The organism is Parabacteroides gordonii MS-1 = DSM 23371 (assembly GCF_000969825.1).
GTDB classification, from domain to species: Bacteria; Bacteroidota; Bacteroidia; order Bacteroidales; family Tannerellaceae; genus Parabacteroides; species Parabacteroides gordonii.
In genome coordinates this window covers 4323967-4338130 of record NZ_KQ033919.1, presented here as the reverse complement: position 1 = coordinate 4338130, position 14164 = coordinate 4323967, and the positions used below count along the sequence as shown (strand labels likewise).

8 protein-coding genes are annotated in these 14164 nt (G+C 45.2%); 4 read left to right on the top strand and 4 right to left on the bottom strand.

Going from position 1 to position 14164, the window contains the following annotated elements:
• Positions 1 to 40: 40 nt before the first annotated feature.
• A complete protein-coding gene (locus tag HMPREF1536_RS16360; RefSeq protein ID WP_028726320.1) occupies positions 41 to 1855 on the bottom strand; it encodes a glycoside hydrolase family 2 protein in 1815 nt (604 codons plus the stop codon).
• 202 nt (positions 1856 to 2057) lie between these two features.
• Between HMPREF1536_RS16360 and HMPREF1536_RS16355 the strand changes: the two genes are divergently transcribed.
• Positions 2058 to 6005 carry a hybrid sensor histidine kinase/response regulator transcription factor gene (locus HMPREF1536_RS16355; RefSeq protein WP_028726319.1) on the top strand — a complete coding sequence of 1316 codons (3948 nt, stop codon included), beginning with the start codon at positions 2058 to 2060 and terminating at the stop codon, positions 6003 to 6005.
• Here HMPREF1536_RS16355 and HMPREF1536_RS16350 read toward each other — a convergent pair.
• Both HMPREF1536_RS16350 and HMPREF1536_RS16345 read right to left on the bottom strand, forming a co-directional pair.
• Positions 5989 to 7842, bottom strand: a complete 1854-nt coding sequence (locus tag HMPREF1536_RS16350) for a PAS domain-containing sensor histidine kinase (RefSeq protein WP_028726318.1) — start codon at positions 7840 to 7842, stop codon at positions 5989 to 5991. The genes HMPREF1536_RS16355 and HMPREF1536_RS16350 overlap by 17 nt on opposite strands.
• 326 nt (positions 7843 to 8168) lie before the next feature.
• Complete coding sequence (locus tag HMPREF1536_RS16345; protein WP_028726317.1) at positions 8169 to 8648, bottom strand: pyridoxamine 5'-phosphate oxidase family protein; 480 nt, start codon at positions 8646 to 8648, stop codon at positions 8169 to 8171.
• Between the two features lie 81 nt (positions 8649 to 8729).
• Here HMPREF1536_RS16345 and HMPREF1536_RS16340 point away from each other — a divergent pair, with 81 nt between their 5' ends.
• The gene (locus HMPREF1536_RS16340) at positions 8730 to 10016 is read left to right on the top strand and encodes a M64 family metallopeptidase (RefSeq protein ID WP_028726316.1); all 1287 of its coding nucleotides are present in this window, start codon (positions 8730 to 8732) and stop codon (positions 10014 to 10016) included.
• Between the two features lie 68 nt (positions 10017 to 10084).
• Here HMPREF1536_RS16340 and HMPREF1536_RS16335 read toward each other — a convergent pair whose 3' ends face one another.
• Positions 10085 to 10792: a pirin family protein gene (locus tag HMPREF1536_RS16335; RefSeq protein ID WP_028726315.1), complete on the bottom strand. Its 708-nt coding sequence runs from the start codon at positions 10790 to 10792 to the stop codon at positions 10085 to 10087.
• Positions 10793 to 10972: 180 nt separating this feature from the next.
• On the opposite strand from HMPREF1536_RS16335, the gene HMPREF1536_RS16330 reads away from it, so the two are divergent.
• Both HMPREF1536_RS16330 and HMPREF1536_RS16325 read left to right on the top strand, forming a co-directional pair.
• Entirely contained in the window at positions 10973 to 12466 is a 1494-nt protein-coding gene (locus tag HMPREF1536_RS16330; protein ID WP_028726314.1) for an IMP dehydrogenase, read from the top strand.
• Positions 12467 to 13193: 727 nt separating this feature from the next.
• The gene (locus tag HMPREF1536_RS16325) at positions 13194 to 14144 is read left to right on the top strand and encodes a helicase associated domain-containing protein (RefSeq protein ID WP_044191353.1); all 951 of its coding nucleotides are present in this window, start codon (positions 13194 to 13196) and stop codon (positions 14142 to 14144) included.
• The last annotated feature ends 20 nt before the right edge of the window (positions 14145 to 14164 follow it).

Here is a 14164-nt window from a genome sequence, read left to right as displayed (position 1 = left end):
AACACAACTCCCTTGATTGGTGATTACTTACACCTTCTGCTTATTTTGATAATTGGTTAATTACTGCTTGATTTGCTTTCTTTACAGCAGCTTCATTGATCTTTATTTCTTTACGGTCGTAAGTCATCAGACCGTTTACTTCACCTTCTACGTCGGTAGTCTGGGTATAAACTGCGGCAGAGAAACCACGGTCGACCATGCCTTTCAGGTCGTCGGCATATTTCACGTACTCGGCAGTCACCTCGTCGCTGTTCTTGAACTGTACATATCCCCAGTTACGTTTGTTCCACCACAGATGGTTTTCCAACGGAAGACCGATACCGCCGTATTCGCCCAATACCGTTACACGCTGCGGATCATACAGGAACATGTTCGGGCCCGGATAGTTATGCAGGTCGAGGATATCGCCGCAAGCACGGTGGTTACCACCACTGGCCGGGTTCACCAGACGGGAAGGATCGTAATTCTTTGTCCATTCAGCCACTTTTTCGGTGTCAAACTGTCCCCATGCCTCGTTGAAAGGAACCCAGACAACGATAGAAGGATATGAAATACACATGTCCATGATCTCTTTCCATTCCTGGTAATAGTTGGCAACAGATGCAGCCGAACGGTCTTTATCCGTACCGCCGTTGTAAGTATGAGGAGCCCATTGGTTACCCATGTCGCCGCTCGGCATATCCTGCCAAACGAGGATACCTTCCTTATCACAATGATAATACCAGCGGGCAGGTTCTACCTTCACATGCTTACGGATCATATTGAATCCCCAATCTTTTGTTTTAACGATATCATACAACAGCGCTTCGTCGGTCGGAGCCGTATATAATCCGTCGGGCCACCAACCCTGGTCGAGCGGGCCATACTGGAACAGGTTCTTATTGTTCAACTGCATACGCATAACGCCGTTTGCATCTCTTTTGCTTGAAATTTTACGGAAAGCAGTATACGATTTAACATCGTCGAGCACTTTACCGTCCTTGATCAACGATACTTTCATATCATACAGATAAGGATTGGAAGTATCCCAAAGAGTCGGATTCTGCACAGCCAGGCGAAGTTCTTTTCCTTGCAGACCTTTGGCAGATGCCACCACCTGTCCTTTGTCCAGCAATTTTACTTCTACTACGGAAGTATTGCAACAAGGAGCTGAAGTTCCGACTGTCACGTTCATTGTTCCGTTATCGATATCCGGAATAGATTTAACAGAAGTGATATGATTGGTTGCAACCGGTTCCAGCCATACTGTCTGCCAGATACCTGTTACCGGAGTGTACCAGATACCTTCCGGATTGGAAGTCTGCTTACCGCGCGGCTGATATCCTTTATCACTCGGATCCCATACGCGAACCACCAGTTTCTGGTTGCTCTTGCCTGTCAGATAAGGAGTGATATTGAAAGAGAACGGAGTGAAACCGCCCTGGTGTGAACCAATCAGGATGTCATTCACGAATACATCCGCTTTCCAGTCTACTGCACCGAAGTTGAGGACAATATCTTTGCTTTTCCAGTTAGCCGGAACAGAGAACGTCCGTTTATACCATAATTCATTATTTTCACCTACTTCTTTCTGGACACCCGACAAGGAAGATTCCACAGCAAAAGGCACCAGGATATTTCCGTCGAACGAAGCCGGTTCGGCCTGTCCTTTCGGCTTGATGGCATATTCCCATTCACCGTTCAGGTTCACCCAGTCGGTACGCTCCAATTGCGGACGCGGGTATTCGGGTAATACATTTTTCGGATTGATTTGTTCCGCCCATTTTGTCTTGATCTTATCACCGACGGGCTTCCATTGCGCCTGTGCACCCAGCGTAAGTGCCAACGCACAGCATACTAAAAAGGTCTTTTTCATGCTACTTGATATTTAAAGTTATTACATTGAAAATTCATTTGTTTTTCTGGAGGCAAAGTAATTATATTCCTGACAGAGAGGCTTTCAATTATCGTGCAGAATCTTTCAATAATCATTCAAAGGCATGAAAAGGCCGCTATTTGGCGCATATTTCCCATTTTACAGATAAAGATTTAATCGTTTTGTCCTTATATTTGCCTGCATGAAACAAATACATCTTTATCTTATCACATGCCTGCTTTTGCTGCTTCGCTCTGTCGGTGGGTCGGCGGAAGAACTACATTTCAGGCATTACAACAATAAGCAAGGATTATCGCACAATACGATCTACAGTTCGCTGCAAGACCGGAGAGGTTTCATGTGGTTCGGGACGGAGGACGGGTTAAACCGCTTCGACGGACATACCTTCAAGATATACCGACATAATTCCTACAACTCCAACAGCCTGCCGAACGACCATATCGGCCACCTCTTCGAAAGTTCCGACGACAAAATATGGATCTGCACCTCCGGGGGAACCTGTTACTATGATTACCAGACAGACACGTTCCATCCTTTCCGCCTGTCGGCCGCCCAAAGCGAGCCGGAGTCGTTTTCAGCCGTCACCGAAGATAAAGACCACCAGCTATGGTTTATCAGGCATAACCGCATCGTCCGTTACAATCCGGCCGACAGCAGTTCCCGCGTTTATCCGGCGGAAAAGAATTTCTATCCGAACCAGATCACGTTGACAGACGAAGGGACTCCCCTCTTCTCCGACCAGAGAGCCTTATACCTCTACAAAGCGGAATCGGATAATTTCCAGAAGATCGACCTCCTGACCGAGCAACAGGTAAAAAAACAAATCAGCATACAGGCCATCCGGCAGGTTCCCGAACTGGGCATACTGGCCGGAACCAACCTTGCGGGATTGATGCTTTACAAATATCAGGATCAATCCGTCACGACCATCATTCCGGACATACAGGTTCGTGCCATCACCCCTTACAACAACAATACTTACTGGATCGCTTCCGAATCGGGTATATACATATATAATATACTCAACCAGACGGTCGTCAACCTCCGCAAATCGCTGACCAACGAATATACCATTGCCGACAACGCCATCTATTCCCTCACCAAAGACCGCGAAGGGGGCATGTGGGCTGGCTCATTCTTCGGCGGTATCAGCTACCTGCCGAAAGAGTACACGCGGTTCAACCATTTCATCGGCGGAAAGACGCACCCCCAACTGCCGGGCAACGCGATCCGCGAAATCGTGCCCGACCAATACGGCAACCTGTGGCTGGGAACAGAGGATAACGGCATCAACTGCTACAACCCGGCAACCGGGCAGATCACCAACTACTCTTACAACAACCCGCAACACCCGCTGTCGGCAACCAACATCCACGGATTGCTGGCCGACGGCAACCGTCTCTGGGTGGGTACATATAATAAAGGTATAGACGTACTCGACATTCCTTCCGGGAAAATCGTCAAACGTTACTCGCGCGAAACGCCCGGCAATCCGCTCAACGATAACTTTGTCCTCTGTTTCTACAAGACCCGCAATAACGAATTCCTGATCGGAACCGGCAGCGGGATCATGCTTTATAATAAGCAGACGGAATCGTTCAGCCGCTGGAATAACATCTATGCCCTGATCCGGCAAATCTACGAAGACAGCGAAGGGGATATTTGGGCGGCAACGGCCAGCGGCATCTACCATTACCTGCGTGATAAGAATGAAGTGGAACATTACACCGCCGACCCGAACAAATCGCAAAGCATCGGAAGCAACAACGCCACCTCCGTCTTTGAAGATTCCAAAAAGCGGATCTGGGTGACTACGGTGAACGGCCTTTCCCTGTTCAACCGGGAAACGCAATCCTTCAACCGGATCACCACCGAGAACGGGCTGCCCAGCAATATCATTTACCGGATCGTGGAAGACAAGGATCATTTTTTCTGGTTATCCACCGCCAACGGGCTGGTGCGGTTCAATCCCGATACCTATGCCATGCGCACCTTCACTTATACGGATGGACTGCATGAAACACAATTCAATTACAGTTCTTCTTACCAGGCTCCCGACGGGACGATTTATATGGGGACGATAAACGGCATGTTGTCGTTCAACCCGTCGTTGTTCAGGGAAGACACCTTCTCCCCCCCGGTATATATCACGGCCATCCATATTCCAAACAATGAAGAAAACCGGCACAGCCTTGCCTCCCCTTCTATCGAGAATACGGAAACGCTCAAGTTGCCTTACGACGCTTCCACGTTCACCTTGTCGTATATCGCCCTCAGCTATACATCGCCGGATGCCATCCGCTATTCTTACAAGTTGGAGGGGGTAGACAAAGACTGGAATTACATGAACCAGAATAAGGATGTCACTTTCGCCAACCTCTCCCCCGGCGAATATACTTTTAAGGTGAGATCCACCAACAGCAGCGGGATCTGGCAGGAGAACGAGCAGGCACTGCATATCATCGTCACTCCCCCGTTCTGGGCAACGGGCTGGGCGTTCTTCCTGTATGCCGTGCTCATCTGCATCCTGATTGTACTTTTCTACAATTATAAGAAAGCGAAACTGGAAGAGAAACACCGCATCAACCAAGATTTATTCGAGAGCCGAAAAGAAAAGGAACTATACGATGCTAAAATCCAGTTCTTCACCTTCATCACCCACGAGATACGTACGCCATTGACACTGATAAAAGCGCCTTTGGAGAAAATACTCCGTTCCGGCGACGGCACAGTCTCCACCAAGGAGAATCTGCGGATCATAGAAAAAAATACCCAGCAACTGCTCAACCTGAGCAACCAGTTGCTTGATTTCCGGAAGACAGAAAGCTGGGGCTTCAAACTGAATTATGTAAAAACGGATGTCACGCTCTGGCTGAACACCCTCCTGCAACCTTTCCTTCCGGTGATGGAAAAGGAGAAAAAATCCTTCACCTGCAATATACCGGAAGGCCCCTATTTTGCCTACATCGACCGGGAGGCTTTCTCCAAGATCGTAAATAATCTGCTGACAAATGCCATCAAATATTCGGATCGGTATATCTTCCTGCACATGCAGATACAGGAAGATAAAAAAGAGTTTTCCATCACCGTAATCAACGACGGGCTGCTGATCCCGGAAAGCGAAAAGGAAAATATCTTCAATCCTTTCTACCGCCTGAAAGAGACGGAAAACCAGCAGGGCAGCGGCATCGGATTGTCCCTAGCCCGGTCGCTGACCGAGTTCCACAAAGGAACCCTCTCCTACCAGCAAACGACGGATGGAAAGAATCAATTCCAGCTCGTCTTACCCGAAGAGCAGGAAGATTGTTACCAGCTGATGCCCGAAAAAGGCGCGGAAGATGCTGCCAATCCGGATGTAAAGGAAGAAAACGCCGAAAAGCCGGCCGTGCTGATAGTGGAGGATCAAACGGATATGCGCCAGTTCATCGCAAAAGAATTATCCGAAACATACCGCGTGCTCGAAGCCGCCAACGGTAAAGAAGCGGTCGGCTTATTAAAAGAAAATACGGTGAACCTGATCATCAGCGATGTCATGATGCCTGTCATGGACGGCTTCGAGCTTTGCAACGTGGTGAAAAACGACGTCAATTTCAGCCATATCCCGTTCATCCTGCTGACGGCGCAACATAACCTTCAGTCGCGTTTGAAAGGGTTGAATAACGGAGCCGACGCCTATATGGAAAAACCATTCTCCATAGAACTGCTGACAGCCCAGGTGCTCAATCTGCTCAAAAGCCGGGAAATGCTCACCAAAACCTATCGTGAAACGCCTTCCGTACCGGCCGCCACACTGGCAGTCTCTACTGTCGACGATCTTTTCCTACGAAAGTTCAATACTTATCTGGAAGAAAATATTTCTAACGAAGCCCTGAGTGTCGAAATGCTGGCGTCGGAAATGGGTATGAGCACATCCAGCCTTTACCGGAAAGTAAAAGGCCTGTCCGGTTTAACGCCTGTCGAATTTATCAGGATAACCCGGTTGAAGAAAGCCGCCGAACTGATGCAAACGGGAGAAAACCGTATCAATGAAATAGCCTTCCGGACAGGTTTCTCCTCTCCGGCCTATTTCTCTACCTGTTTCCAGAAGCAATACGGCAAGTCTCCGACCGATTTTATGAAAGAACGTTAGCCAATGGCAAGGTAAAACGGAACGTCGAGCCTTCACCTACTTTGGAGGAGACGGACATTTCTCCTCCCATCCGGTTCACCAGTCCTTTGCAGATTGCCAGCCCCAGGCCGATACCGTTATTGGCGCCTTTCAGTTGGACAAAACGGCCGAAAATATGTTCCAGATCTGTCTCGGGTATTCCCTCGCCGGTGTCGGACACATAGAAATGCAGGAAATCGCCTACCAGTTTATATCCGAAACGGATAGAGCCCTGCCTGGTATGTTTCATGGCATTGGTAAGCAGATTGCTCAACACTTGCATCCAACGGCTTCTATCTGTCCTGAACGTAATATCCGGACAAGGATCCAGTATAAGCTCTACATTTTCAGGCATCCGCAACTGCATCACACTATGCATATCTTGCATCGCGGAAGGGAGATAGACGTCGGTATAGGCAAAAGCCACCATCCCCGACTCGATTTTGGATATATCCAACACATCGTTTATCAGACGAAGCAACAATTCATTATTTGTCTTTATCAGACTGACATAGGTATCCCGCAATTCCGGATCTGTCTCAATGGAAAGCAGATCGGAGAAACCGACTATCGCATTCAGCGGAGTACGGATTTCGTGGGTCATATTGGCCAGGAAAGTGGATTTCAGCAGGTCGGCATTCTCCGCCTTTTCTTTTGCCTCTATCAATGATTGTTCATATTCGACATACTTCTGGTTATCGACCATACATCCAACGATCAGGTTGGCAAAACCATCCGGGTCATATTCCAACGGCTTGCCTATCACTTCATAATGCCTGAATTCTCCCTCGTCGTTCTTCAAGCGGAAGTTCACAGCAAACTCCGGCAGTTTTTTATTTCTGATCTCATTGAACAACAGGAAAAAGTCAGCCCGATCATCCGGATGGCGCAAATTAGACAGAGCGCGGCAGATATATTTATTCCTGTCGAGCAGATAATTATTGGCTCCGTAAAACTGGAAACAATGGTTGCAATGCTCCTTATCGCATGCTTTGAAACGCTGAAAATTAAAAGAATAAGTGGTGATATGGCTATTTTTCAAAGCCAGTTCCATCATCGTACGGCTTTCCGTCAGCTTACCGGCCAGCATCTTATTCTCTTTCTCTTTTTCAACCTGCTCGGAAATATTACGGATATAAATCACAACATACTTATGATGCAGCGGAACCATTCTTATTTTAAAGTAAACGACAGGCACATTATGTCCCGGAATAGACAAGTCCAGATTAATAACCTCCGAGGTATCCAGACATTTTCGTACGATCACAGACATATTTCTCTTCGTCTCCTCCGGATAAATAAATCCGGGCAAATCGTCTATACGCCGGTTTACAGCTTCGGGAGTAATACAGGTTTCCGTGGCATAGGCAATAATACGTTCCACAACCAGTTGGCTGTTCACCAGCAAAATCGTGTCAGGAACAGATTCGGCCACTTTTTTTGAAATGTCCGTTAGTTCCTGCAACTTCTGGTCATAACGTGCGATATCTTGTTCTTCCGGATCTGAATCCGTTAATAGCAAGGTGTATCCTATAATTTCATTATCTTCGTTAAACCCTGGGATAATAGAAAATCCCATAGGTAAAGTATGACTTACAACACTGCCTTTTCGCAAATAAGTCTTTTGTATATCCGACAGGTAATTCGTTTCAAATAAATTATTCAAAAGAAAATCAGACACAGCCGTCACTGGAAACTTCTCGCTCATTGCTTTATTTAGAGCGACCAGTTGTCCGTTACTATCGTACAAAGCCCCTCCTTTGGGATAGTAAGTGAAAAAATTTGTCAGCAATTGTAGTTTAACTAATGTATTTTCCATCACCGCCATTTTTATATGCATCTGCAAAGTAAGTCAAACTTTATAATTCAAAGACTACTTATACAAAAAACTTTCACTTTCCACTCGAAATTAACAACAAAATAGATTCTGTCTATCTCGTTATAAATTCTATCCATCAAATAAGTTTGGCCAAACAGAAGGAATAGGCGAACTTTGAACAAAGATTTAGGAAAAAGAGATAGGTTAGATAAAAGGCAAAAGGCGATAAGAGCTACCTAATGAGATGAATTCAAGGTACCTCGATCATAACTAAGAGAGGGTTAATCCCGGGAATATTTCCCGGGATTAATTATTTATATACACTTCTATCCTTTGATCCGTTTACATTTACCGGAGATATGTTCAATGTCCAACCGTAAAATATTCGTCCGGTGAAACGATTTGGCTATATACTTTTCACCCCGCTCCTCGTATTCCGGCGAATATTTCTTTGCCAGCAGCCGCAAAGCGTGCAACCGCTCTTCATCAGGCAGATCGGTATGGATCGTTCCAAAGGCAATGGCCGACTCATAAGCTGTAGTGAAATCTCCCGGAATCAACCGGGTAGCACCTACTACACAGAAACTTACTTTCGGATTCTGTGTGATACATTCCAGTTTGTATCCTTCCGGGGCACAGTGATAATAGATATGGCTTTCGTCGTCCATCACATAGCTGATAGGTATTCCATAACCAAAACCGTTCGCCCCGGCCATAGCAAGAAAACCATACTCCCCGGTTTCCAACAGCCGGACAGCCGACTCATTATCCAATATTCTGTCTTTTCTTCTTATTTCTGTAAACATATCACAACATTTTAGAACCACAAATCTACAAAATACATTATATTTGTGCGTACAAAGAACACCTAATAAAAACACGAAAATATGAGAACAAAGATTTCCTTATTTCTAATCGCCGTCCTTTGCAGCCTTAATAGCTTTGCACAGGGCGAATTTAGTAAACATTTCGAGAAAAAAAGCCTGCGGATAGACTTTGCCTTAAGCGGGAATTCCCAATTCCAGTCAGCCGCCATACAGCAACTGCGCCAGGAACCGGTATGGGGAGGCCCTGTCAAGAACTTGATCGACAAATTTAATTATGGTGGTTATTATGTAAATATATATGATAAAGGTAGCAACGAGTTAATCTACTCACGCGGCTTCAATACGCTGTTCGAGGAATGGCGTTCTACCGAGCAGGCCAAAACCGAAACCCAGGCATGGACCAACAGCATCTCCGTCCCCTATCCTAAAACAACGGTCGTTGTGGAAATAGCAGCCCGCGACAAAGCTGATATGCAATTTCACTCACTGCTTAAAATGGATATCGACCCGACCAGTATTTTCATTGACCGGGGCAAGCTGAAAGACAATAAAATTACCCAAATCCAACACAAAGGCGACCCAAGCGAAAAAGTAGACCTGGTATTTATAGCAGAAGGTTACACAGCCACTGATCAGGATAAATTTGTAGCCGATGCCAAGAAGTTTGCAGAGTCCCTGTTTAACACTCCTCCCTACACAACCCGCCGGGAAGATTTCAACATCTGGGCGGTCGACCTGGTTTCCGAAGATGCCGGAACCGATATTTCCGGAAAAGGTATCTACAAGAATACCGCATTGAATTCGGGCTACTACACATTCGGCGTCGATCGTTACCTGACTACTCCCGATATGAAATCGATTCGCGATGCCGTATGGAATGTTCCGTGCGACGCTGTATTTATTCTGGTAAATACCGACACATACGGCGGTGGCGGCATGTATAATTTCTATGCTATCGGCACAGCCGACAACGAACGGACACAACATGTATTCGTTCACGAGTTCGGACACAGTTTTGCCGGACTGGCGGATGAATACTTCTCTTCCGAAGTGGCTTACCAGGACTTTTACAATTTGAAATATGAACCGTGGGAACCGAATATCACGACATTGGTCGACTTCGACAGCAAATGGAAAGACCTTCTGCCAGCCAATACACCGATCCCTACACCACTGGATGACGCTCATAAAGACAAAGCCGGCGTATTTGAAGGTGGCGGCTATATTTCGAAAGGGATTTACCGCCCGATGGATCATTGTATGATGCGCGATTATGCGCCTTTCTGTCCGGCATGCAGCCGTGCAATCCTGCGAATGATCGATTTTCTGTCCGATAGAGATTATTAAGGATCTTCATAAAAAAGAAAAGGGTTCCGGCTAAATACCCGGAACCCTTTTTATAAGAATCGATACACTTACTGCATCGGAACTTCCATCAGCAAAATCTTCGCATCTTTCAACACTTCGACAGTAATACTGTCCGTATCATAAAAGCCGGCACCATCCCGTTTGGAAAGAACCGTATTGCTCACTTCCACTTCTCCTTCGATAACAAAAAGATAGACTCCCATGCCTTCGCGATGGAACTTATACTCTTTGATCTGTCCGGCATCTAACTCGCCGATCGAGAACCAGGCGTCCTGATTGATCGCAGCGGGCGTTTCACCGTCCGGCGAAAGGACTAGCGACAACTCGTTCTTCTTCAACAGCGGACGAATATCGTAGTTGTTGTACTTCGGAACCGTATTTTCCTCACGCGGGAAAACCCATATCTGCAGGAATTCAAGCTGCTGTTCGGCACTGTCATTGAATTCGCTATGAAAAATACCTGTTCCGGCACTCATTACCTGAATATCGCCCGGGGTAATCGTTTCACTGTTCTTTATACTGTCGCCATGTCGCAGATAACCGTTCAGCGGAATAGAGATCACTTCCATATTCTTATGTGGATGCGTATCAAAACCTTCGCTCGGAGCTACCGTGTCGTCATTCAAAACACGCAACTTGCCGAAATGTACCCTTTTCGGGTTATAATAATTAGCAAAACTAAATGTATGATGAGTTTTAAGCCATCCGTGGTTTGCATATCCGCGTGAATTTGCCTTATCTACTACCATTTTCATAAAATATTCCTCCTCTTTAAATTCACTTATATAACATTTTACTCATTGAAAAAGTTCCGGCTCCGGCCTATACCGAAATATTCCCCTTTAATTAGTATGAAAAATGCGATGAAATGAAAACATATCTGAGGAGAATTCAGTACTTTTGCACAAAAATTCATCCAGTAAATATTAATCACTATGGCAGTTTACTTAAACGATGTTTCAAGAACCTTCGGAGAATACCTGCTTATTCCCGGCCTGACCACTAAACAGTGTGTACCCTCCAATGTTGTACTGAAAACGGCACTTGTGAAGCACAATGTCAGCGAAAAGTCTCCTATCGAATTAAATATCCCGTTCGTTTCAGCTATCATGCAATCAGTATCCGGCCCGGAACTGGCAATTGAACTGGCTCGCAACGGAGGACTTTCATTCATTTTCGGTTCACAACCTATCGCCAGCCAGGCAGAAATGGTAAGAAAGGTAAAGAAATTTAAAGCCGGTTTTGTAACCAGCGACTCCAACCTGACTCCGGAAAACACTCTGGCCGACGTAATTGCCCTGGTCAGCCAGACAGAACATTCCACCATCGGCATTACCGACGACGGAACGCCTAACGGTAAACTACTGGGATTAGTTACCAGCCGCGACTATCGCGCTGAGAAAGACGATCCTGCCACAAAAGTAAAAGAGTTTATGACTCCTTTCTCCAAACTGATCGTCGGTGAAGTAGGCATCACATTAAAAGAAGCAAACCAGATTATCTGGGATCACAAACTGAATACCCTGCCTATCATAGATAAGGATCAGAACCTGGCTTACTTCGTATTCCGTAAGGATTATGACAGCCATCGTGACAATCCGAACGAAATGTCAGGAGCCGACAAAAAACTATTGGTTGGCGCAGGCATCAACACCCGCGACTATATGGAACGCGTTCCCGCCCTTGTTGAAGCCGGAGTAGACGTATTATGTATCGACTCTTCCGACGGTTATTCGGAATGGCAGTACGAAACATTGCAGTGGATCAAGAAAGAATACGGAGACAAAGTAAAGGTCGGAGCCGGAAACGTAGTAGACCGGGAAGGCTTTATGTATCTGGTGGAAGCCGGAGCCGATTTTATTAAAGTCGGTATCGGTGGCGGTTCGATCTGCATCACGCGCGAACAGAAAGGTATCGGCCGCGGACAGGCAACTGCCCTGATCGATGTAGCCCAGGCTCGCGATGAATATAAAGAAAAAACAGGCATTTATGTTCCTATTTGCAGCGACGGTGGTCTGGTTCACGATTACCACATGGTGCTGGCTCTTGCAATGGGCGCAGACTTCCTGATGATGGGTCGTTATTTTGCCCGTTTCGACGAGTCTCCTACAAAGAAACTGCGCATTGGCAACAATTATGTAAAGGAATATTGGGGTGAAGGTTCAAACCGTGCCCAGAACTGGCAGCGTTATGACATGGGCGGAACGGAATCGCTCAAATTTGAAGAAGGCGTAGACAGCTACGTTCCTTATGCCGGTAAGATGAAGGACAACCTCAACCTCACACTGGGTAAGATTAAAGCGACTATGTGCAGCTGTGGTGCCACGACAATCCCCGCACTGCAAAAGGATGCCAAGATCACATTGGTATCTTCTACAAGTATCGTTGAAGGTGGTGCACACGACGTAATTCTGAAAGAACAGAACTAATTATAGTTGATATTTAATAAAGCATCCGCAAATATCTCATGATCTGAGATTTTGCGGATGCTTTATATTACACATTGCTACCAAGACACTATTCAAATCAATCAATATGCTACAAATAAACCTATTTCAAAAACACGACACGCGCACAAACCACTCCTTCCAAAGAAATTATATATACATATATTAACAGATAAGCCATCAACAGTCCATTTTAAAATCCGTTTAAAAGAAATTACAACTCGTTTTAAACGAAAAAAAAATTCCTTTTAAACGAGATATGGTTCTAGTTAAGTCGAATTTCATGTTAAAAGATTATAAATAAAAATCAGAAAGTATACTTTTACGCTTCAAAACCTATGCTAAACAGCATATTTCTTCTCCAGAGCAGAGCAAAACCCACTCCCTTTTAATATACCACAATCACACCTATTAAATAAAATACAAAACAAATTAATCATCCATAACCCATATATCAACCATTATACACAAATATCAGAGAAACCACATCATTAAGACATTTCAGAACTTCCGTACAATCAAATATTTAGATACGAGCACGACACAGAATCGTACAGAGCACATACAAACCTGCAAAAATATCATTTTGTCAAAATAACAAAATAACACGAAGTATATATCTCTAAAAATCAAATATTTGAATATCTTTGGAAACTGATTATAGTATCCAAGATTATTAATATCCAAAAATCGAATAAAGCAAGGTTAGATGGAACAAAGAAATAGGACAAAGAAAAAAAGTAAAGCACGTAAACCTAGCAAGATCCGCATAAAAAGAGATATTAAATATCGCTCTACGATTGCTTTCTTTAAGAAACACGAAAGATGGCCTTCTCCTACGGCTAAAGACGAAAAAGAATTAGAATTGGGGCAATGGGTCGTTCGGGTCAGATACGTCCGAAACCATCATCCTGAAAGATTACCTGAAAAAGTAATCCGGTTAATCGACAAGATCGATGCTGCCAAGTTGCAAAAAAGCATCGATCAATGGGAAGGTAATTATTATAAACTTAAAGATTTTGTGACCAACGAAAAACGTTGGCCGGTACCCAATGAATCTAACCCGGAAGAAACCCGGCTATACAATTGGTGTACCACTCAGAAAAGCGTAAGAAACGGCATATTGCAGGGACGTTTGAGCCAAGAACGTATCATGATGTTAGATGCAATCGGATTTACATGGCAGAAAAACAGGAAGAAAAGAAGCTGGAATGAATCGTTTGCCCTGGTAAAAAAATACCACGCACACTACGGAAGATGGCCGGCCCATGCCACCAACTCAGAAGAAACCAGGCTGGCTAAATGGTGCAGCAAAATGAGGGCTTACAGATATGGAACAGACCCTTCAGGCAAACTGACTTCCGCGCAGATCAAAAAACTCACAGACATAGGTTTTGAATGGGAAATCAGCGCAACAAGCAATGGCCGCTCGGAAGAACAGCTGAACCGGATATGGATTGGAAGATATACCGAGTTTTGTGATTTTATCGCCACGAACAAGCGATACCCTTCCGTCACAGCCCGCGAGGAAAAGGAAAAAGCCCTTTATTCCTGGTGGATGAGGATGGCCTATCTGAAAAGAAAAGGAAAATTGAACAATGACCGCATTCAACTGCTCGACAGTATCGGATTCAGATGGGGAAAAAAGGGAAGGATATGAAGGAAATAAAAAAAGGTTTG